The sequence below is a fragment of the Agathobaculum massiliense genome (assembly GCF_900291975.1).
GTDB lineage: Bacteria > Bacillota > Clostridia > Oscillospirales > Butyricicoccaceae > Agathobaculum > Agathobaculum ammoniilyticum.
Window position 1 is genome coordinate 1,065,544 of the sequence record NZ_OMPN01000001.1, and the last position, 20,514, is coordinate 1,086,057.

General features: G+C 57.2%; 29 protein-coding genes. 3 read left to right on the forward strand and 26 right to left on the reverse strand.

From position 1 onward, the window contains the following. Position 1 precedes the first annotated feature (1 nt). The 11 genes from DBQ51_RS05565 to DBQ51_RS05605 all read right to left on the reverse strand — a co-directional run bounded on the left by DBQ51_RS05565 (position 2) and on the right by DBQ51_RS05605 (position 7,828). Positions 2-1,006: a branched-chain amino acid ABC transporter permease gene (locus tag DBQ51_RS05565; RefSeq protein WP_107630973.1), complete on the reverse strand. Its 1,005-nt coding sequence runs from the start codon at positions 1,004-1,006 to the stop codon at positions 2-4. 16 nt (positions 1,007-1,022) lie between these two features. After that, complete coding sequence (locus DBQ51_RS05570) at positions 1,023-1,889, reverse strand: branched-chain amino acid ABC transporter permease (RefSeq protein ID WP_107630974.1); 867 nt, start codon at positions 1,887-1,889, stop codon at positions 1,023-1,025. 80 nt (positions 1,890-1,969) lie between these two features. Beyond that, on the reverse strand, positions 1,970-3,154 hold the full coding sequence (locus DBQ51_RS05575; RefSeq protein ID WP_107630975.1) for an ABC transporter substrate-binding protein: 1,185 nt from the start codon (positions 3,152-3,154) through the stop codon (positions 1,970-1,972). A gap of 228 nt (positions 3,155-3,382) precedes the next feature. Further along, positions 3,383-4,420 carry a zinc-dependent alcohol dehydrogenase gene (locus DBQ51_RS05580; protein ID WP_107630976.1) on the reverse strand — a complete coding sequence of 346 codons (1,038 nt, stop codon included), beginning with the start codon at positions 4,418-4,420 and terminating at the stop codon, positions 3,383-3,385. A gap of 203 nt (positions 4,421-4,623) precedes the next feature. Further along, positions 4,624-5,226 (reverse strand): DUF4368 domain-containing protein, encoded by a 603-nt coding sequence (locus DBQ51_RS17540; RefSeq protein WP_407923223.1) that lies wholly within the window; start codon positions 5,224-5,226, stop codon positions 4,624-4,626. Then, positions 5,148-5,540, reverse strand: a complete 393-nt coding sequence (locus tag DBQ51_RS17545) for a recombinase family protein (protein WP_407923281.1) — start codon at positions 5,538-5,540, stop codon at positions 5,148-5,150. Before DBQ51_RS17545 ends, DBQ51_RS17540 begins: the two co-directional genes overlap by 79 nt. Then, positions 5,443-6,132: a recombinase family protein gene (locus DBQ51_RS17550; RefSeq protein WP_407923224.1), complete on the reverse strand. Its 690-nt coding sequence runs from the start codon at positions 6,130-6,132 to the stop codon at positions 5,443-5,445. The genes DBQ51_RS17545 and DBQ51_RS17550 overlap by 98 nt, the downstream gene beginning before the upstream one ends. 84 nt (positions 6,133-6,216) lie before the next feature. Beyond that, positions 6,217-6,384 carry a hypothetical protein gene (locus DBQ51_RS05590; RefSeq protein WP_107630977.1) on the reverse strand — a complete coding sequence of 56 codons (168 nt, stop codon included), beginning with the start codon at positions 6,382-6,384 and terminating at the stop codon, positions 6,217-6,219. 107 nt (positions 6,385-6,491) lie between these two features. Next, entirely contained in the window at positions 6,492-6,923 is a 432-nt protein-coding gene (locus DBQ51_RS05595; protein ID WP_107630978.1) for a transposase, read from the reverse strand. Between the two features lie 6 nt (positions 6,924-6,929). After that, positions 6,930-7,370, reverse strand: coding sequence for a transposase (locus DBQ51_RS05600; RefSeq protein WP_159068077.1), 441 nt, complete (start codon positions 7,368-7,370; stop codon positions 6,930-6,932). 5 nt (positions 7,371-7,375) lie between these two features. After that, on the reverse strand, positions 7,376-7,828 hold the full coding sequence (locus DBQ51_RS05605; protein WP_107630980.1) for a transposase: 453 nt from the start codon (positions 7,826-7,828) through the stop codon (positions 7,376-7,378). A gap of 127 nt (positions 7,829-7,955) precedes the next feature. On the opposite strand from DBQ51_RS05605, the gene DBQ51_RS05610 reads away from it, so the two are divergent. Beyond that, the gene (locus tag DBQ51_RS05610) at positions 7,956-8,603 is read left to right on the forward strand and encodes a recombinase family protein (protein ID WP_407923225.1); all 648 of its coding nucleotides are present in this window, start codon (positions 7,956-7,958) and stop codon (positions 8,601-8,603) included. A gap of 482 nt (positions 8,604-9,085) precedes the next feature. Here the strand turns inward: DBQ51_RS05610 and DBQ51_RS05615 are convergent, their stop codons facing one another. From DBQ51_RS05615 to DBQ51_RS17090, 11 genes are all read right to left on the reverse strand, one after another. Beyond that, entirely contained in the window at positions 9,086-9,910 is an 825-nt protein-coding gene (locus DBQ51_RS05615; RefSeq protein ID WP_107630981.1) for a hypothetical protein, read from the reverse strand. Further along, positions 9,903-10,367 (reverse strand): hypothetical protein, encoded by a 465-nt coding sequence (locus DBQ51_RS05620; protein ID WP_159068078.1) that lies wholly within the window; start codon positions 10,365-10,367, stop codon positions 9,903-9,905. The genes DBQ51_RS05615 and DBQ51_RS05620 overlap by 8 nt, the downstream gene beginning before the upstream one ends. 83 nt (positions 10,368-10,450) lie before the next feature. Next, positions 10,451-10,726 (reverse strand): hypothetical protein, encoded by a 276-nt coding sequence (locus DBQ51_RS05625; RefSeq protein ID WP_107630983.1) that lies wholly within the window; start codon positions 10,724-10,726, stop codon positions 10,451-10,453. A gap of 39 nt (positions 10,727-10,765) precedes the next feature. After that, complete coding sequence (locus tag DBQ51_RS05630) at positions 10,766-11,536, reverse strand: replication initiator protein A (protein WP_107630984.1); 771 nt, start codon at positions 11,534-11,536, stop codon at positions 10,766-10,768. Next, entirely contained in the window at positions 11,533-13,488 is a 1,956-nt protein-coding gene (locus DBQ51_RS05635) for a VirD4-like conjugal transfer protein, CD1115 family (RefSeq protein WP_107630985.1), read from the reverse strand. Before DBQ51_RS05635 ends, DBQ51_RS05630 begins: the two co-directional genes overlap by 4 nt. A gap of 3 nt (positions 13,489-13,491) precedes the next feature. After that, the gene (locus DBQ51_RS05640; RefSeq protein WP_107630986.1) at positions 13,492-14,487 is read right to left on the reverse strand and encodes a C39 family peptidase; all 996 of its coding nucleotides are present in this window, start codon (positions 14,485-14,487) and stop codon (positions 13,492-13,494) included. Positions 14,488-14,532: 45 nt separating this feature from the next. Beyond that, a complete protein-coding gene (locus DBQ51_RS05645; protein WP_107630987.1) occupies positions 14,533-16,737 on the reverse strand; it encodes a hypothetical protein in 2,205 nt (734 codons plus the stop codon). Positions 16,738-16,945: 208 nt separating this feature from the next. Next, complete coding sequence (locus tag DBQ51_RS05650; protein WP_107630988.1) at positions 16,946-17,248, reverse strand: type II toxin-antitoxin system RelE/ParE family toxin; 303 nt, start codon at positions 17,246-17,248, stop codon at positions 16,946-16,948. Further along, on the reverse strand, positions 17,235-17,507 hold the full coding sequence (locus DBQ51_RS05655; protein ID WP_107630989.1) for a type II toxin-antitoxin system Phd/YefM family antitoxin: 273 nt from the start codon (positions 17,505-17,507) through the stop codon (positions 17,235-17,237). The genes DBQ51_RS05650 and DBQ51_RS05655 overlap by 14 nt, the downstream gene beginning before the upstream one ends. A gap of 262 nt (positions 17,508-17,769) precedes the next feature. Further along, entirely contained in the window at positions 17,770-17,910 is a 141-nt protein-coding gene (locus tag DBQ51_RS17085) for a hypothetical protein (protein ID WP_242977836.1), read from the reverse strand. Then, on the reverse strand, positions 17,907-18,152 hold the full coding sequence (locus DBQ51_RS17090) for a hypothetical protein (RefSeq protein ID WP_242977837.1): 246 nt from the start codon (positions 18,150-18,152) through the stop codon (positions 17,907-17,909). The genes DBQ51_RS17085 and DBQ51_RS17090 overlap by 4 nt, the downstream gene beginning before the upstream one ends. 77 nt (positions 18,153-18,229) lie before the next feature. Between DBQ51_RS17090 and DBQ51_RS05665 the strand changes: the two genes are divergently transcribed. Continuing rightward, positions 18,230-18,445, forward strand: a complete 216-nt coding sequence (locus DBQ51_RS05665; protein WP_054328280.1) for a hypothetical protein — start codon at positions 18,230-18,232, stop codon at positions 18,443-18,445. A gap of 374 nt (positions 18,446-18,819) precedes the next feature. Here the strand turns inward: DBQ51_RS05665 and DBQ51_RS16485 are convergent, their stop codons facing one another. The 4 genes from DBQ51_RS16485 to DBQ51_RS16495 form a co-directional block, all read right to left on the reverse strand. Beyond that, a complete protein-coding gene (locus tag DBQ51_RS16485) occupies positions 18,820-19,269 on the reverse strand; it encodes a hypothetical protein (RefSeq protein WP_159068079.1) in 450 nt (149 codons plus the stop codon). 273 nt (positions 19,270-19,542) lie between these two features. Continuing rightward, a complete protein-coding gene (locus tag DBQ51_RS16490) occupies positions 19,543-19,716 on the reverse strand; it encodes a hypothetical protein (protein ID WP_159068080.1) in 174 nt (57 codons plus the stop codon). Between the two features lie 57 nt (positions 19,717-19,773). Further along, positions 19,774-19,902, reverse strand: a complete 129-nt coding sequence (locus DBQ51_RS17345) for a hypothetical protein (protein ID WP_277997731.1) — start codon at positions 19,900-19,902, stop codon at positions 19,774-19,776. Positions 19,903-19,932: 30 nt separating this feature from the next. Then, positions 19,933-20,091, reverse strand: a complete 159-nt coding sequence (locus DBQ51_RS16495) for a hypothetical protein (RefSeq protein ID WP_153802400.1) — start codon at positions 20,089-20,091, stop codon at positions 19,933-19,935. Between the two features lie 262 nt (positions 20,092-20,353). Between DBQ51_RS16495 and DBQ51_RS17350 the strand changes: the two genes are divergently transcribed. Next, positions 20,354-20,497, forward strand: a complete 144-nt coding sequence (locus tag DBQ51_RS17350) for an IS110 family transposase (protein WP_243182426.1) — start codon at positions 20,354-20,356, stop codon at positions 20,495-20,497. Positions 20,498-20,514 lie beyond the last annotated feature (17 nt).

Here is a 20,514-nt window from a genome sequence, read left to right on the forward strand (position 1 = left end):
GTCATTTCGCCTCCTGTTTTCCGGCACGGCCCGGCAGCTTGTTGAGCAGATGGTAGTATTTGTTCCGCAGCGTGCCCGCGATGCCGTTCGGCATAAAGAACAGCACGAAGATGATGAGCGCGCCGTAAATCAGCATTTGATAGGTTCCGAACTGCTGCAAAAATTCGGTCACAACGATGATGAGCAGCGAGCCGAGCAGCGGGCCGCAGAATGTGCCCATGCCGCCGACCAAAATCATCACAAGGAACATGCTTGACTGGTCAGCTGAGAACGACTCTGGGCTAATGAAGCGCACCAGATGCGCGTACAGCGCGCCGCCAACGCCCGCATAAAACGCTGCGATGGTGAACGCCATGGATTTATAGCGCGAAAGCTTCATGCCGAACGCCTCGCTCGCGTCCGGATTGCACTTGATCGCCTGCATCGCGCGTCCGACGCGCGAATCGACAATGCGGTGCTTGATGACCAGAAACAGCAGCACGAGCGCAAGCACAAAATATAGGTACGCCGCCTTGCTTGTCAGCTGGAAGCCGAACAGGCTCACCGGCGGAATACCACCGATACCGTTCGCGCCGCCCGTCAGCTTTGTCGGGCCGTTGAGCGCGAGCAGGCGGACGATTTCGCCGAAGCCGATCGTGACGATCGCAAGAAAATGGTGTACCAGTTTGGAACAGGGAATGGCAAGCACATAGCCGACAATGGCCGCAATGGTTGCCGCAAACAGCATGGCGAGCACCACGGGCACGCCCGCCTTGCTCAAAATGGCGCTGAAATACGCTCCGATGGCGTAAAAGCCCGCCTGACCGAGCGAGATCTGTCCGGAATAGCCGAACAGGATGTCGAACCCTGTGTTTACGATCATGTAAATTCCCAGCGTGCAGATGATGAGATGGATATAGGTCGATTCGCGGAACAGAATGGGATACAGCACGGTCACCGCGACCAACACGAGCGCGATCAGCCGCTGCACCTTGGTCTTGGACAGGGTCTTCATAATCTGATTCATTCGCTTCCCCTCCCCCTTAATCCGCTTTTACTTTGAGAATGCCGTGCGGCATCACAAAGAGGACGACGATCAGCACGCCGAACGAAATGATATCCTTAAACGAGGACGAAAGATAGCCTGCGGCCATTGTTTCGACCACGCCGAACATCAGGCCGCCGATGATCGCGCCATACATGTTGCCATAGCCGCCGAGCACTGCCGCGGCAAACCCCTTGGTGGACAGGATGGCTCCCATCTTGGGATATACGCCGTAGATCGGGGCAAGCAGGATGCCCGCCACCGCCGAGAGCGCAGCTGCGAGCGCCCACGCCATGCCGACAGTCAGCGGCACGTTGATGCCGACAACGCCCGCCGCCATCGGGTCCTGCGCGGCGGCGCGCAGGCTGGTACCCAGCTTGGTGCGGCTCATGAACAGGTGCAGCAGCACCATGCACGCGAGCGTCACCACAACAATGGCGATCTGCTGCGGCGAAATGGATATCGGTCCCATCTTGATCGGATTTTCCCCGAACGAGGAGGGGAAATTTTTCACATCCGAGCCCCACAGGATCATAGCGAAATTCTTGAGGAAGATGGACAGGCCGATCGTGGCCAAAACGATGTGGATCTGCTGGCTGCCGCGCCGCAAAAGCGGGCTAATCATGCTGCGTTCGAGCAGCATCCCGAAAGCGAACATAAAGCCGATGGCGATCAGCACGGCCAGCAGAAACGGGATGCCGAGGCCGACGTAGATCGTGAAAGCGACATAGGCGCCGAGCATGAAGATCTCGCCCTGCACGAAGCTCATCAGGCCGGACGCGCTGTAAATCAGGCTGTATCCCAGGCCGATCAGCGCGTAGATGCAGCCAACGGCGATGCCGCCGACGAGTAACTGCAAAAACATAGCATTTCTCCTTTGTTTTGTTTGTAACAGCCGGTCCGGATTGGCGGGCCGGCTGCTTGTACCGCATGGTAGTTTCGGATTTATTCGGCTTCGATGTACTTGCCGTCCTGGATCTGGAAGATGCGCATGGACTCGATACCCTCGCCGTTCTTGCCCTTATAGGAGAACGTACCCGCGAGGCCTACATAGCCGTCAATATCGTTATATGCCTGCCGCAGCTCGGGGCCATGGTCAGCGCCCGAGGCCTCCATGGCTTCCGCGATCATCATGACGCCGTCGTATGCGCGGAACGCGTTGTCAGACGCAGGCGCCGAGCCGAACTCTTCCATATAAGCTTCGAGGAACTTCTTCATGTTGTCGTCCTCTACGTCTTCCGGATTCTCATAAACCAGATACTGCGCCGCGAAACGCACGCCGTTGGTCGCCGCGCCCGCGTTTTCAAGGATCTCGGGCAGCGTGTAGCTCTCCGAGCCGAGGATCGGGCCGTCAAACCCTGACTGGCGGAGCTGCTTGGTGACCGCGCCGAGGTCGTCGCCCAGGCACCAGATGAATACCGCGTCTGGGGCTGCCGCGTTGATCTTGGCAAACTGTCCGGTAAAGTCGCGGTCGCCATTGGTCATGGTCTCGCTCGCGACAAACTCAATGTCATAAGGCTCGCATTCGGTCTTGAAGCCATCCGAACCCGAGGTGCCGTATTCGTCGTTGCTGGTAAACAGCGCGATCTTCTTGTAGCCCTGGTCGGCCGCGTATTTGGCGAGCTGCTTGGCCGATACGGTCGAGTTGGAGATCGAGCGGAACAGGTAGGTATAGCCCTGTTCGAGCCAGGCCGGCGAGGTACCGCCCGCGACGCAGATCGTCTGCGCTTCCTCGATCACCGGGCCCGCCGCCTGCACGTTCGCGCTATGTAAGGAGCCGAAGATCGCGTTTACCTTATCTACCTGCACCAGCTTGGTCGCCGCCTTGACGGCCTCCTCCGGCGAGGATTTATCGTCATAGGATACAATCTCGAGCTGGCGGCCGAGCACGCCGCCGCCCGCGTTGAGCTCATCCACCGCGATCTGCACGCCGTTGAGCGCCGCTTGTCCGGCCTGCGCGGTGCCGCCGGTCAGCGGGCCGAAATAGCCGATCTTGATCGCCTCGCCGTCCGAGGAGGACGCGCCGGGCTCTCCGGCGAGCGCGTTTCCGGAGCCGTCACCGCCTCCGCAGCCTGCGAGCAGGCTTGCCAGTATCGTACCGCACAGGAACCAGCTGAGTTTTCGTTTCATAATGATTCTCCTTTTCTCTTTTCGTTTAGGGCCTCGCTTTTATTGTCTGTATCATACCGCAGCGCAGAAAATCTCTGAATCAAATATCTTATAATTACCTTTCGCTTTTCTATAAAATCATAAAAATACCGTTTTTACATCTTCCGCCTTTTTGTCCAAATGAATTCAGCCGCCGGAACAGAACGTCCGGCGGCTGAACCCTATATAAGAGAAGAGAGGTTTTCAGAATCAGTCGTCAAAGGTCAGAATGACCTTGAGCGCTATTTTCTCCCGCACCAGCCGGAGGACTTCGTCCAAATCGTTATAGGAGACCACATGCGAATAAAAATCCTTTGGATCGACCTTGCCGCTTTCAATCAGCGCGATCGTTTCATCCATAATGGCGTATTCGCCGTAAGGGAAGTTTAGCATATGGAGCGAGGTGTTGCATTGCAGCCGCGAGGTGTCGATCATCAGGTCATTGGTTCTCAGCACGCCGAGCGAGCACACCTTGCCGCCCGGTTTCAGCCGGCCGCTGCCCTCATACAGAATGCTGGTAAAGCCGACCGCGTCCATAACCAGATCGAACTTCCGCCCGGCGAGCACCTCATCGACGGTTTCAGCGGCGAAGTTGATGGTTTGATCAACCTTTGCCACACGCTTTGCCTGCTCGAGCCGATCGGGCACGCTGTCGATCTGCACGACCGTGTCCGCGCCGCGCAGCTTGCAGAACATGGCGAGCGCAATGCCCATCGGCCCTGCGCCGTAGATCAGGATATCCATACCCGGTGCCGCGCCGAAATTCTTGGCCGCGCTGTGGCACTCGGCCAGCGAAAGGAGCACGCCCGCGTCGACAAAGCTGATGCTGTCTGGGAATTTATGCTGCTTCGGGAAAGGGATATCGGCTTCCGCGAAGCCGTCCTCGAGCATGGCCTCGCGGTCGCACACCAGACCGAACTGCGCCATCGAGCCATGCGTTTTGGAATAGCCATTGCCCACATCCGGATGCAGGTTTGGATGGATGAACCGCTCGCCCACCTTGATATGGCGCACCTTTTTGCCGACCGCGACAACCTCGCCCGCGCCCTCGTGCCCCAGTACGGTCGGATAGCCGCCAAAGCCGTTGTCCAGAGTGCCGCCGATAATCTGCGAATCCGTGCCGCTGCAAAAGCCGCAGGCGTGCACGCGGATGAGCGCCTCATAATCGCCGGGCACAGGCTTCGGCACATTGTCTACCACGCGCACATCGCCCGCCGCCAGAACGGCGACCGCTTTCATCAGTTCCATCACGAAATCCTCCTTGTTTATTTTCTGTTTTCACTTTACCATGCGCGCTGTACCGCAGCAATTGCAACTTGCTTCACAATTCAAACAAAACCTTTCACATTTTTACGAAGCGGAAAACGCGCCGAAAAACGGAAAACCGTTTTGGAGTATATTCATAAGGATGTTTATACTTCGGGGAAACGGTGTGATGTGCAATCGGCATGTCACGCCGTTTCTTTTTTGTCGATTGCATGGGAAAGCCCGATTTCACCAATAAAATTATAGTGAATGTCAATTTGCTGGGTTCGGTGTCCGCTGGACTTGTCCGGGGCGTGGACTACAATCTTTTCCACAAAAGCATGAAGCAGTTCGGGAAACAGCTTGTCCGGCACCGTGTATTTCTTCACCAGCTTGATAAAGCTGTCCATGTTGACGCTTTGCTGTTCGCAGGCTTCCACGGTCTGCCACAGTTCCTTGGCGCTCAACTGAAAGCGGGCCTGCTCCTGCTCATAATCAGCAGACATTTTTGAAAAGCGTTCATCAGTCAGTTTGCCGCTGATGTTGTCCTCATACAGCCGCTTGATAATACCGTCGATTTCCGTGATACGCCGCTCCTGCTGCTCCAGCGTCCGCTTGGCCTGGGCCTGCTCTTTCATTTGCGTCTCCATCCGGTTAGACATGGCCTGACGGGTAAAGCCCTCTGTGTCCGCACGGGTAAAGGCAATGACTTCCCGCAGGTTTTCCAGCACTACTGCGCAGATAAAATGAGCGCTACATTCACCCTTTTTCCGCGCCGGTTCTCCCTGTTCTTCTTCACAATCTCCCACGTCTCCTGTGATACAAGGGCCTCATGGGTATTTTCAAAGACTACCTGCTTTTCTTCGGGATTTCGAATTTTCTTTTTGCTTTTGTAGGACTTCTTAGTGGTCTTGAAGTTTACCGTGTGGCCGAGATAATCCCGGTTATTCAGAATGTAGACGATGGTGCTGGACAACCAGAAGCAGGGATTTGACGGGTCATAACGGTGGGTTCTGCCTGTGCGCTCAAATTCCAGTGTTCCCGGCGTGACAATCTCCATTTCCCGCAAGCGACGTGCAATCTTGCTGGGGCCGTTGCCCTCGGCGGCAAGCTGAAAGATCAGGCGGACGACCGGGGCGTCTTCCGGGTCTACGGTCAAGTTTCCCCTCCTTATCACTCAGATAGCCATAGGGTGCTTGCGTAGAGAGACGCTTGCCGCTCATACCCTTTGCCTTGAACACGGCGCGGATTTTCTTGCTCGTGTCTTTCGCGTACCATTCGTTTATGATGTTGCGGAACGGAGTAAAATCGTTGTCCTCGCGTTCGCTGTCTACACCGTCATTGACGGCGATAAACCGTACATCAAATTCAGGAAAGCGGATTTCGGTATACATGCCCACCTCAAGGTAGTTGCGCCCGAAACGGGACATATCCTTGACAATGACCATGCTTACAAGGCCGTTTTCGATATCGGAAAGCATTTCCTGAAAGCCGGGGCGGTTGAAGCTCGTACCAGAATAACCATCGTCTTTATAGATTTTATATTGGGTAATATTATGGTCCTTCGCGTACTTTTTGAGGATTTCGACTTGATGGGCAATGGAGTTGCTGTCGCCCTCGTTATCATCGTCGCGGGAGAGGCGGACATAGAGTGCCGCCCATTTCCCTGCTTCAGAATCGTTGTATGGATAGTTGATAAAAGACTGTCTTTTCATGATAGACCTCCATTCCGGCAGTCACCGCAATCGGCTATTTATAACACTATTATCATGCCAATAATCAATGAATCGTGCAAATTTTCAATAAATCCGCTTTATTTTCTCGTTTTTAGTTGCCGTATCGATTAAACGCCGGATATGGTCGGCTACGGTGCTGCCAGTCTGCTTGAAATGTGAGGTCACAATGTATGTAGTACCATCAATCGTTCTTTCTCTCTTTGGCGGCTTTGCGTGGATATGGCCTGCCATCAAGAACACCTCCTAATACGTCCCAAGTTGGACGTGTTGACAAAGTCGAAAAATAGAGAGCGGCTGTGGGAGAGCAAGAAAAAGACGCCGTTGCGGCGTCATGACATCTACTTTATCATTCTTTTCAGGTTTAAGGCCACGGCAGAAAGGAGGCAGCGGTCCTCCGCTGCCTCTAAACCTCGTCTCCAGACTTGCCTTAAATTGTGGCTCCATTTCTGGATGGCAAAAGTACCCTCGCACCAAATCTGCCTTTTGCGCAGCGCCTGCCGGTATTCAGGTAAGGCGGACTGGGAGAGGTTTGCCTTTGCTGCATCCTCGAATACGCTCCGTACCAGCCGCTTGGCCCCATGCTGCATACTCTGGCTCAGACGCCGCTCCCGCAGCGGGCATGTCTGGCAGTCCGCCTTACTTGCCGTATAGACCCAGTGGAGCGTGCCTGACCCACGGCTCACGGTATTCAGTGTCAACGATCTTCCATTGGGGCAAAAGAAGATATCTTGTTCCCTGTCGTAGCTAAAGTCGTTTCTTCCAAACTTCACCTTCTGCTAAGGCTGAGTTTTCATGGGCCGGACATAAAACGGGATGCCTCGCTCTTTCAATACTTGGTGGAACAGTCCATAGTCATACATGGAATCAGCCGTCGCCCCCTGGACCGGGATAAGGTCCAGGACCCGCTCCATCTGTTCCAGATATGGTGTCTGGTCGCTGGCATCTCCCGCTGTCACCGCCACATCCAAAATAATCCCATGTTTCGTGTCCAATGTCTGGTGGCTGAGATAATGCATCCCTTTAGGCTTGCCGGGCCGGTTGAGGTACCCTGCTTCCGGGTCAGTCCGGCTTACCCGGCGCTGCCTGTGTTTTGCCCTTTTTTTGACCTGTTTGATCCGGCGCTTCCTCCGCTTTCCTGTTTGGCGCTCCAATTCTTCCAGCGCCCTTTCCTCGTAGGCATCAAGCCGCTCCCAATACGTGCCGGGGCTAACCGCCACATCCTCTAAGTACATGGAACCGGGCGACGCGCTGGCTTTGAGTCCGTGACCACTAGCTTCCCACTCACCAGGCCCTTTTCTATGCGCTGCCGCACCACTGCCTCAAACAACCGCCGTACTACTTTCCGGAACGATGGTTTCCTCCGCCGCAGCTGCGAGATCGTGCTGTGGTCCGGCACACGCTCAAATAAATCCAACCCCAGGTACCACCGCATGGCCACATCCGTCTCAATCCGCTGCTCGATCTGCCGCTCTGACGGAATCCCATACAAGTAACCTACCAGCAGATATTTTACCAACACCACTGGGTCAATTGGTGGCCGGCCCAGCCGCCGGTTGTACAGACAGGACGTTTCCTCGCGCACAAACGTCAGGTCCAGTACCGATTCAAGCTTTCGCAGAAAATGCCCCGGCGGCACCAGATCCTCTATCGTCACCATATGTGTCCGTAACTGCATCCGCCCGCCCCCTTTCTTTTATTTTATCACACTTCCCTAGACTTTTCGACTTTGTCAACACGTCCAACTTGGGACGCATTAAATCCCATGAAAGCAGAGGAAACCAATATGCGATACACTAACAACCATGGTAACAGCCTGTGGAAATCTGAACACGGAGGAGGTATTCGGCATCGGAGAACAATACGCATATATCCGCGTCAGCAGCCGCGACCAGAACGAGGACCGGCAGCTTGCCGCTATGCAGGGGCTTTGCATCCCTAAACGGAATATTTACATCGACAAGCAGAGCGGAAAGGACTTCAAGCGGCCGCAGTATAAAAAGCTCGCTCGGTGCATGAAAAAAGACGACCTGCTCTACATCAAGAGCACCGACCGTCTGGGGCGCAACTACAAGGAAATTTTGGAGCAATGGCGCATTTTGACCAAGGAGAAAGGCGCGGATATCGTGGTGATGGACATGCCCCTGCTTGACACCCGGCGCGGCAAAGACCTGATGGGGCCATTCCTCAGCGATATCGTATTGCAAGTGCTGTCCTTCGTCGCGGAAAACGAGCGCAAAAACATCCGCCAGCGGCAGGCCGAGGGCATCGCCGCCGCCAAGGCCCGCGGCGTAAAGTTCGGCAGACCGGCCCTGCCCCTGCCCGACAACTTCTACGAAGTACATAAGGCGTGGCGGGAAAAGAAAACCCCTCTGCAGTTGGCGGCGAAAGCCTGCGGGATGCCGGAGGGGAAGTTCTATGATAGAGCGGTGCGGTTTGAAAAAGGGTGGTAAATAAATCGGGCAAAAGTTTGGAAAAGTGTAGAATCAGGGAGCCGGAGCTTGTTATAATCCATTAGACATTTCAGCCTAGAAGAGAAGTGCGAGAAATTCAGTGAGACTCAACAGCCTTTCAAGGCGTCTCTTAGCCAGAGCGTCTAACAGGGGACAGTTGTGTTTCCAGGTAATTTGAATGCAGTGCGGATGTTCCGTTCCATCCGCTCCCAGTCCGTACCGTATTTCCCGGCAGCATCAGGCATAAAGCCATTTTGTCACCAGCAGAACCCTGCCCCGTTGCTCCATGCACAACTTTATATTTTACAAGCACACCATCGGCTCCTGCAAAAACAATAAAAACCGCCGGCCTGCTAATGCTATTCTGCACTAACAGGCCGGCCTCTGTATTACCGTATCTTCCCTTTAATCTTTCCGCGCAGCCACTGCCGGTCGTCGCTGTACTCCATGCTCTGCACGATCACACTGTCGCCTGCCTCAAACTAGTCGTCGGAAAACTGCTGCGCATACCTGCATACCACCGTGCAGCCGTCCCGCAAGCGTCCAAATATGCCGCCGGTATACTTGTTTGTGATCTTTGCAATCCGCGTGCTCCCCACCCGATGCCGGAACTCCGCGCCAATATAGGGGTTCGGCTCCGCCTCCCGTACAGATACCGCGACCCCCTCCTCGTCCGCGGCCATCACCTTTGCTTTCAGGCTTTGCCCAGGATAGTAGCTTTCGCGCATATCCCCAAGATAAGAATAGGACAGCCCTGCCTGTGCCAGCGTCAGGTCATGCCCGCAGGTTGTCAGGGTGAGGTGGGACGCCCCCACAGCCAGCACCATGCAGTCCACAATATCGCCCTCCTGGACGCCGCGCACACGATGGGCATGCCACCGCTGCCGTTCCATCGCCAGCGCACGGGACGCTACCGCGCACTGCCCCTCACAGTCCACGCCGGTGATGATATAGTCTATCTTCGCCCCTGCCATATGCCCCAGCACATAGGTTTCCCGTTCATCCCCCTCTTTCCATACAAAGGGTTCGGGTATCAGCACCTTTACCCTGTACTGCACCACAGTGAGGCAGGGCATCTCCTTTTTCCCGTCCGTGCCGTCTTCGTCTTCCCCGTCCGGAAGAGGCACCCCCTCCACGCCTATGATCTCCCCGCTCAGTATGGAGCTGGACCGGTAGGACGCGTAGATCGCGTTCCACTCCGCCTGTTCCTTTTCCGTCAGGCTGTAGTCCAGCGCCTTAAAGTCCGTTTCATAAAACCTCAGCCTGGTCAAATTTAATTCGTCCGGCAAACGGTTTTTTTCATTCATTCCGAATCCCCTCCCATTTTTTCAGCTCCAGCTTTTCGTTTTCATCCGGCCAGGCCAGCAGGCACGGCGTTTCCGCTCGCAGCGCCGCAGCCTGTCCCGTTTCATCCAGAAGCAGTGCATACAGCGTTTTCATCGTGTTTTCCACCCGCAGGCTGTCCAGCGTAAGGCAGCGCTTCCGTTCCTTCCCCACAGGGATATACAGCACACACAGCCGCACCTCCCGTTCCGGCAGGTACGCGGTCAGAAATACCGGTTTTTTGCGCGGGAATATATCCGGCGCCCTGCTGCCAGACAGGGCCAGCGAGATATCCACCGCGCGGGCCAGCTGTATGTCAAACCGCCTGTCCGCTGCCAGAACATACGCCCCCATGTCCCGCAGCACGCCGCCGTAGCGCAGCTGGCGGATCGTGCGGTCCACGGCTTTTTTGTCCATCCCAAAGCGCAGCCACAGCAGCATGTACACCTAGCGCTTCCACATCCCGCCCAGTGTCTTGAGCAGTGAAAGAAGCTCTGTCTGCGGCTCGCTGTAATACATTGACTTCATGTCGCCAACCTCCGTTTCACCTGGTTTAGCACGGGGTCGAGCAGCGCTTCGCTCCCCATCTCCACGATCGTACTGAAAATGACCTTGGCGGTGTAGACCAGTGTGTTGGACAGCGCCTCGTTCTCGTTCCGCCGCAGCCTGTACAGCGCTTCGTCGAGTACGTCGGCATTCAGCCGCCGGAGCGTGTCGCGGACATAGCCCTGCGGGTAGGTACAGGCGCCAAGCTGCAGCCGGCCACAGTAGTACAGCCACGAGACCGCGTCACGGAACACCTCCGCTTCCTCCGGCGCATAGCGGGAAAGCGCACATCGCTACAAGATCGCCGCTATGGCCTCGCGTCCGTCCTCCGCGCCCGCGCGTGGGACTGTCGGAAGATCATCATCAGTATCCCTGTACTCTTTCTTATTCTTCTCTTTCTTACTTGTGTGCGTTTTTTGCAGGTCTTGATATGCTGTTTCGGCACCCGAAGAAGTGTGGTTCTGGCAGTTCAAGACCTGCGGTTCCGGTAGGTCTTGATATGCACTTTCCGCAGTTCTTACTATGGTGTTTTCAGCAGCATCCGGCTCGGTTTCGGGAAAACCGTCCTGCATCTCGTTATTATCCGCAAGTTTAATGTTATCATTGTCCGCATCCAGAAGTGCAATTTCTGCAGGTCTTATCTCCGCGCAGAACGGCGCGCAGTCATAACCGTAGGCCGCCTTTCCGTCCAGCGCCACCTCGGCCAGGAAGATGCGGTTAGGCAGCCCGCGGCCCTGCCGCTGCTCCCAGACCAGGCGCCTGTCCGCCAGTTCCTTAAAGCAGGCTATCGCCTTGCGGTAGGAAACCTGCAGCTCCCGTGCCAGATCCTCGCGCGTGTAGATGATGTACACCTCGCCGTGCCGGTTCACCCAGCCGTTGCGGCGGGACAGCTGGTACCGGTTGAGCAGGAACGTGTAGGCCACCTTGCTCTCCAAACCCATATCCATGTAACGCGGGTCGCAGAACAGCCACCGCGGCATCTGCATGTGGAAATAAGAAATGGCGCCGGACAGCTTCATCAGCGTAAAGTCCGGCCGGTCTTCTGCAGCGATGTTCTTTTTCATAAGGCAGCATCCTCGCTTTCGTTGTCTAATTCGTTGTTTCGATCCAGTTCCTGTTGGTATTGGTCGATCTGATCGTCTGTTGGGATAAATGTCGTATGATCGGGCATATCATCCTCCTGATCGGGATCGTCCGGCTGCAACAGGTCGGAATAAGGGGACTTCGGCTCCGGTGGCAGTTCAGGAGGGGGCACCGCCGATCCTGCATCCGGCGCAGGCTGCTTTTTGTTTTCCCCGCCCGCCGCACCGTCCGGCCTGTCCGGCGGGTAGTCATGGATGGACGCCGGCCGCAGCTTGCCGTAATCGGTAAATTCCGGCGGCGTTATCTTGTACAGCAGCATCGGGTACTGGCCGCGCAGCCGGACGATGCACCTGTCGTTGCCCAGCCGCAGCACCTCGTCCGGCTGCATGAGCGCGCGCTGGGTGTTGCTGCGCGTCATGGAATACGGCCGGATGTTGTTCTGCAAGGGGGAGAACAGCGGCGTCTGCGGCTGTTGGTTATTAGTCACGCGGATGGTTGTCATGCCGCATTTCTCCGAAATGAATTTGGCGCTCGTCAGGTCGTTCACACCCAGGCAGATGGTGGCGTCGCAGCAGGCCGCGATCTCCTCCCACTCGTGCCGCGGGTACATGTCCGCCAGCTGGGAGATGGACTGCACCAGCACCTGGCAGCTCATGCCGAACGACCGGGTGAACGCGATGGAGCGCTTGAAATCCCCCAACCTGCCGATGGACGGGAATTCGTCCAGCAGGAAGTTTACCCGCACCGGCAGCTTCCCGTCCTTCGTCTCCTTCCGCGCGTATGCCTCCAGACGGGAGAACAGCATGGTGAAGAACAGCGAGGACAGGAAGGTGTAGGTGCTGTCCTGCGCGGACAGGATGCAGAAATAGGCGCAGGGCTTCTGTCCTGGCAGGGTGAGGTCTATCGTGCTGTCCGAAGTCAGGCTGTCCACCAGCGCATCGTGGAACACGTTCAGCCGGTTGCCGAGACCGATCACGATGTTGCCGCGCAGATTCTCCTTGGCGTTCAGGAACAGGCCGTAGGGGCCTTTGGCCGGATGCCCGGCCGGCAGCCGCTTTATCGTCTCATCTATCTGCTTGAGGCCGTCCTCGCTGGGCAGGGCCAGCACCCTGCCCAGCCGCCGCATCGCCAGCGGCAGTCGCCGTCCGGACTTGTCCTGTTCGTTCTGGACATAGTACAACAGCGCCGTGAGCAGGTTAAGTTCAGCTTTAGACCAGAAATCGTTGGCCTCCTTCTCGCTTGAGGTGTTAGCGATGATGGTGGAGGCAATGACAGGGACAAGGCGAGGGTCGTGGTCCGCCTCGCCGATCGGATCCCAACGGTCCGAGTGCTCCATATCCAGCAGGTTAAACACCCGCACTTCGTAACCCTGATCGATCAAGTAGCCGGCCATGCTTTCATAAAGTTCATTTTTGGGATCGGTCAGGACGATGCTCTCGCGCCGCTTCACACACTGGAGTACAAACGGCCGGACGAACCCCCAGCTCTTGCCGGTACCCGGCGCGCCCACGACCAGCAGGCTGCCGGCGAGGCCAGCCTTTTTGCTGGACGCGACATAGTCCGCATAAGCATCGCTGTCCAGCGGGTCGTCCTTATGCTTGCCGTAGACCGTGCCGGAAAGGCTGTCCAGCCTGCCCACATCCAGTACCCGCCCCATCTCCTCCCGCTTCATGAACCGGCTCGAGCCGTGTGTGCCGTCCGGCAGGATATCGAACCCGCGCCTGTCCTTTACCGGATGATAGCCGGCTATCCAGTTATACCCCTTGCGCGTCAGCAGGCAGGCCATCGTGACCAGTGAGGCGGTGACAAAAATACCGGTGGGGGTAAACGGGGCGATCAGGTTGAGGAACGGGTTTACCGTCCAGATATCCGTGATCCCACTGTCCGCGTCAAAGGACTGGCGGACACCGAGCCGGACGGAGTTTATCAGCATCCCTTAAAAGTGCCAGACCACTACGCCGATGAAATGTCCCCCGCGGGTGAAATGCCCGGCGGACATGATCGCGATCACGAGCTTGCCTTCCTGCAATGCCTTTACCAGCTCGGTCCCGCTCCGGCCGATGCCGCGGCAGGGGACGTTGTAATGCGCCGCCCCATCTGGGATCAGGCTGTGGTAGCTCCCGCTGCCTTCGCAGCGGTGGCCCGTTTTTACGGACCAGTCACAGACCTCCGGCGGCGTGACGATGGTATCCGTTAGCGTGGATACGCAGATGGCAAGCGACGTTGGCCCGCAGCCCGCCCCCGCGATCGTATTGGTCTGGCCGTACATCAGCCCACCCCAGCGGGGATCGTACTGGCTGAAATACACGACGTCCCTGGAATTACCCCTGCCGGTGAACACCACATCGGAGAAATCCATATCCGCTGTGTTGTCCACAGACCCGCCCGGCGCACTGTATTCCGCGTCGCAGATGGTATTGTAAATGACCTCCGCCCACATGCGCTGCTGCCCGTCCATGCCCAGCTTGTCCATGAGTTCGGTTGGCGTCATGTCTGAGATCACCAGCACATAGCCGATGAAATCCCCCTCCGCGTCATACTCCGCTTCGAGGTCATATTGGAGCTTGGCCTGCATGGTCCGGACGATCTTCGCTTCGTCTATCGTCATCACGTCCTGCTCGCTGTACACCGAGGTAATGGCGATCATCCAGTAATCGTTCGTGTTGCCGAGCCGCTTCTCGATGCGGATAAAGCCCAGATCCTCCGGCAGGAGCGATACGAACAGGTCTACCGCCTGCTGCTCCAGCGTGCGCTGCCGCTTCCATGCGGCGGTGAGCTCCTCCGCATGGGCGGTCATCTCCTGGATATCCGGAGACGACACGCTGGGCGCGCCGAACAGGCTGCACGGCACGGTGGCAAGCAGCAGGGGCAGGCAAAGGCCGATGAGGAGCAGGGCCAGCACTGCTTTGCGCCGTGGACGCCTCCCGCCCATGCCGCCTGCGCGATCCGCGCTACAGCTGCTGCGGTGTGGCTGTGATTATTTCTTTCTCCTGCGTTTTCTATTGTGGATTCCTCCTCCCTTTGGTGTTTCCGGCGCCGCTTTACTTTTCAGCGGCTGTGCGCTGCGTCGTAGGGTACGGGGCTGGACGGCAGGCGGCGGCGTTACCATATCCGGCGTGTGGACGCCCGGGGTGACGTCCGGATGGGATGCCGTATCTAGGCGCTCCGGTTTTTGTTCCCGTTTTGCTGGGGTAACTGTAGGGCGACGGTCTGCGGGTGCAACATCCGGCTGCAGCTTTGCGGCTGGCTGCGCGTGTGCCTGCGACGGCGCGGCAGGTGTCACAGCTGCCGCCTGTGTGGGCGCGACCTGTGATCCCGTCTGTGCAGATGTCTTGTGTGGTGCAGACGGCATCACCCGGGCAGGAGACGGAACCCTCTGTTGTGCCGTCGAAGGCGTTTGTTGTTTTGCCGTAGAGACAACGCGCCCAGCCGCCGGATGTACTGATCGCGGCGGGGCTTCCCGCGCAGGGGAGATACGGACCACATCCGCACGGCCGGACGCCATGCTGCCAGCGGCGACCGTTGCAGCGGATGCTCTGGCGATCGGTGCAGTGTCCTGTTTTGCCTGCGCCGTCCCGCCAGCCGGTACGGGCGGGGTGGCCGGCGTCATGCTGGTGACCGGCTGTGCCGCCGGTCGCTCTGTATTGGATATGGATGTATGGTTTTCCATGCCCATCCGATCCTGATGTATCTGCTGCGGCGACGGCGGCATGACCTGACTGATCTTACCCGCCTGCGGCGTATGCCCTAGCTGTCTGTTTCCATGCTCCGCTGTGAATGTGCCGCGTTCCGGTATGACCCCGCTGCCGGACTGTACCTGTTCCGGCGGCCGCGGCGTGACCGGGGATACCATATGGCTGGCCTGTCCATCCGCTGTGCGCTGTGGCATGACCGGCGGCAGCTTGCCGTCTGTCTGCGGCGGGTCCATGCGGCCGAAGTTCTCCGGAAGCGGACGCTTTGGCGGCGCCGGCGGCATCACCCGGCTGCCAGTACCCGAAACGGTCTGGGCAGTGTTGTTCTGCACCACGCTGCCGGTATAGTTCTCGTCTCCCCAGTCATCCGCATCGATGCTGATCGCCTGCCGCACCTGCCGCATAGCCTCGGCGTTATCCGCGCCGTACCGGCTGCGGAAGGCTGCCAACGTGTCCGCCACACGCGCGCCGGAATATGCCCCCTGCGCGGCGGTCTTATCTGCTGCACGGCGGGACGGCGTCCCCGTCCCTTTGCCTGCGGCAGATGGCCGCGAAGTGCCGGATCGGCGGGGAGCGCCGGACGGCCTGCCGCCGGCTAGGATGCCGCTGTGCCGCAGCGAATCGCCCCCGTGCGGCGGGCCGGAGGTATTGCGGTGTCCGGCGGATGGTGTGTTCTGCGCCGCCGTGCGTGTCACGACGGACGCGATGCTGCGCAGGGCCATGGCCGTGAGCGCGCCGGGGAAGCGCGCACCCAGCGTGTCCCCGGTGAGAGCGGGGTTCAGGCCGATGCGCAGGATAACGCCGTCCATCTTCTTCGCCATACGGACAATGCCAACCACGAGCATCGCCCACGGGATGATCGCCGCGCCGTTCGGGTCTGTGGAGAGCGCGGACAGCACCAGCTTGACGAACATCAGATTGAACACCATGAGTACGCACATGCTGGCGAACATCCGCAGCCAGCCGCGGAAGATATCGCCTGTGCTTTTCGACCCGCCCATCGCAAAGGCCAGCGGCGCGCAGTACGTCAGGACACAGAGGATAACGTACCGCTCCGCGACCTCGAAGAACAGCCGGATAAGCTGCCACTGGATGACGATGTTTACCACGATGACGATGAGCCAGCCCGCGTTGGGGAGCGTATCAAAGGTTTCCTCCCCGAACGGGTCAAAGGTGACGGCGTCCGGCACCTGCAGCATCTCCATGACCGTGGCGGACAGGTCAAAGCCAATCGCACAGATCTGCCGGCTGACGAGCAGCAAAAAGGAAAACATCGCGCTGCGCAGGAACAGCCGCCCCGGCTCCTCCGCCTCGATGCCGACGCCTGAGGCCATGGAACGCATCGCCTGATACGCCAGGTTGCCGATAAGCAGCGCCCAGCCCACCGCAACAAAGATGTTTGCAATGTCGTCTATGACCGGCACGCGTTCTGCGAAGTAGGAAAGATCCACATTAAACAGCTCCATGAGCTGGTCCAGCAGATATTCCACTATCTCATACCACAGCGACGCCAGCCATTCAAACAGGGCTTTTACTAACTTTTCGAGAATTTCAGGTTCCCTCCCTTCCAGTAAAACAAAAAACCAGGCCGCATATGGGAAATATGATACGGCGCCGCTAATAGAAAAGACGCTTCAGTAACAGAAGCGTCTTTATACTATTCAGTTGTTGTGTCATGTCGCCAGACAAAGTACCGCATCACAGCAATGCGCGGTAGTCCCTTCGCGCATATAGTACGCGCCTGATCTGGACGGTATCGCCTGCGACCACGAAAAAAACCAGATAGTTTTTGACGAGCAGATACCGATATCCCTTTGCCCGCAACGCAAGGTCATTGAGCTGGGGACAGCGCTCCGGCATCTGGGCCAGTCCCGCTATCTTTTCTACCAGCAGATCGTAATTGGCCAGTGCGCTCTCCTGTGATAGGGTGTTCAGGTACTGGACAATCTCCCGCATATCCTGTTTCGCTGTAGGATAGATCCTGACTTTATACGTTTCCATGAATGCTCTCCCACAGGTCCGCCGCAAAAGCGGCAAAGTCCTCCCCTTCCGCTCCGGAAGAGATCTCCTGCTCCGCCGCCGACAGCTTGCCGTACAGGTCGATCAATCCCTGCTGGCGTTCATATTCCTCCATGCTGATCACAACCATATCGCCGGTTCCGTTGCGGGTGATGAAAACAGGCTCGCGGGTCTGGTGGCAGAAATCCGATATCTCATTGGCACTATTGCGAAGGTCAGAGATCGGGCGAATACTCGGCATCACTAACACCTCCATTTTGTTTTTACTTTTATAGTATAGCAATATTTCGAGTAGATATCAATGCAAATTTAACACTCTATATTGCTCATAGCTTTTAAGATAGGTAAGCTACAATTTATCATTGCATAGCTCTCCTTGTCCACGACCTTCCGCTACGCACTTACAGCAGGTGCTTTTATTCCACTCAACTTTGTGCTTGGACATAGCGTAACCGCCCCTCCTTGTCATCGCCAGTGTAGCATATTTCGTCACTTATCAGCGGTCATTCCAGCGTCGCCAGCCCGTCAAAAAGCGGGCGGACGTAGGCGATGAACGCGCCGATGCCGTTGATGATGACCCAGGCGAGCCAGACTCTTTTGAGCCACTCCCACGCGCTGTCAGCCTTTTGCTGTGTGCCGCTCATTTTGGCGCGCCGTTGATCGCCACCGCGCTCATCAGGCCGGCGAGTGCGGTTGAAATGGCGGCAATCTTGGAATACACGTCCTTGATGATGCGGTCCGCCGTCCACATGTCCTCCACGGCAAAGGCCAGCGGGATCAGGACCGCGGCGATGACAGGCAGCACCAGCGCGATACGGTAAAATAAGAAGGCGCGTTCCATCCATCCGAGGGCGGGACGCGCCTTTTGCAGTTTATTTTGATTCAATGGGAAATTCCTCCTTTGGTTGACTGGCCTGTACAGCCCTGCTATAATAGGCAAAGCAATACAAGGTAAGAGGTGTGATGAAAATGGCATGGACCGATGGTAATCTGGCAAGCGCGCTTACCGAGCTGGAGGCCGCTGAACGCCGGCTGGAAGCAGGGGAGCGCAGCCGCGACCTGAAGCAGGCCGCGCAGCACGCATACAATAGCGCCTATGTCAACGAAAATCCCGCGCAGGCGGAATGGCGGCGCGAGATCCTGGAGCGGGCGCAGCATGTGATAGATGCATGCTGCTAATGTAGCAGCGCGTTCACTCCGTCTGCTTGACAAAGCGGCGCGCACCGCTTATAATAGATACACAAAGGGAACGCTGTTACAGCAGTCAGCCCCTATTGGGTATCAACAAAAGTTGACCGTTCGGGTACCAGCCGAGCGGTCAACGCGCTTTTATAAGTAAAATATGCAGCAAAAGGATTGCCCATATTACAATTCTTACGAATCGTCTCATAAAGCATCACCCCCTTTGTGGGGAGTGGGCTGACCGCCATATGTAACAGCGTTCCTGTGTCCAGTATATCACACAAGCCACTTGTCGTCTATACGTTCCGCCTTTCCAGGCGGTTTTTTTGTTATATTACGCAATTTGCAGCACTGATGATATCCCAAAACGCCTAGTGCGAGGCAGGCACATCCGCAAATCTGGTCTGGATGGTATACACGCACAGCGACCGGCTGGTCACACGGTTAATGAGCTTGACCGCTTCCGCACGGGTCAGGGTGTCCTCCGGACAGAACCGGTAGTTTCCCATACCTTCAAAATACGGCGCGGTGACGCCATTACGCAGAAACAATGTGCCGTTGTTTTTGCGTACCGCACCGGCGCTGAGCCGCACGTCGTCCCTGATATTGCTTACGGCGACTTTTAAAACGCCTTTTGCAGAAAGGCTCATAGGATAAGACCTATCCCCTACTTTGATCGTGCCATCCTCCACATGGGCGGTCTCCTGCCGACTGCCCACGCGCAGCGTGACGGTATCCAGCGTATAACTCTTGTCCGGCGAAACCGTATACGTCGCCGAGCCGCCGTCGTTCACACCCGTGCGGGAGGCAGAAGCGGCCATCGATCTGGTCTATGCGGTACACCTTGCCGCCCAGCCAAACGCGCCCCTCGGACACATAGCCGGTTACGGACTGCACTCCATCGTCCAACCGTACCTCGGCGATCTCACAGCCGCGTTCAGCTTGCGCTCCGATATTCACATCATTCCCGCGCCTCACTTCAATACAGCTGCCACCTATGTCCACGCCCTTATCGCCGCTGACGCGGACGACCAGCGGCTGCTCCCCCGGCCTGCCGTTGCTGTAAAAATAGACGCTCAGATTTTCTTCTGCCGTCAACGCCATCGTGGCTTTGCCACCTGTACGCGGGTGACCCCTGCTTCGCCGGAAGGCTCAGCGGTGATGGTCACGGTCTTGCCTGCGCCATACGTCCCGCCGTCGCTGACCTCAATGCCGCTGTCCGCGGTCACGGCGAGCCGGTAAGATACGGCTTCCGCAGCAGCGGACAAGATAAGGTTTCCAGTGCAGTTGCCTGGGACAGTAACCGTGACGCTCCGCCCCTCATGCTACAAGGGGAGCGCCATGCCGCCCGCGGTAATCTGCACCGGCATTTCCTCCGTCTTGATCTCCACGCTGGCCGATGTATCGCCATTAGAGGCGTTCACCGGCGTGATGCAATAGCCCTCTATCGGCACAAAGGATATGTCTCGGGCGATGCCGGTCTCTCACACGTTGACGCCGACCGCGCTGGATGTATAACCGGTACCGTTTTTTACTTCGCCGCGGTGCGTACCGCCCGCGGCATAGGACTGCGGGATAACCGTCGCCGCTATCAGCCACAGCGCCAGCAGTAAGATGGGGATGCGCAGTTTCTTTGTGGTCATGTTTTTTCTCTCCCGTATAATGTGGGGAACCGCATGAAACCCACTTGTTGTTCCACAATCCATGTGGGATAATAAGGCCAGCAGACAGAGGGCGCAGGTTGTCTCCTTGAAGTACAGCTTCCAAAGAGAGAATTGCGCCTCTGTCTTTGCGGGTGGACACGAATGGCTGGATAGCGAGGATGCGCTGGATATCTAACGAGGTTGTGTTCCGCAAAGAAGCGTGAGGGAACTCTGTCTGGAATTTTGAAAGAGGAGGTTTCCCATGCTCTACTGCGGGATCGACATCGCCAAATACAAACATGAAGCCACGGTCATAGGTGAGGCCGGCGCGGCCTTGCTGGACAGCATTTCATTTTCCAACAGCAAAGAGGGCTGTGAGAAGCTGGCGGCAATGTTCAGAAGCTGAACAGCTCAAAAGATGAC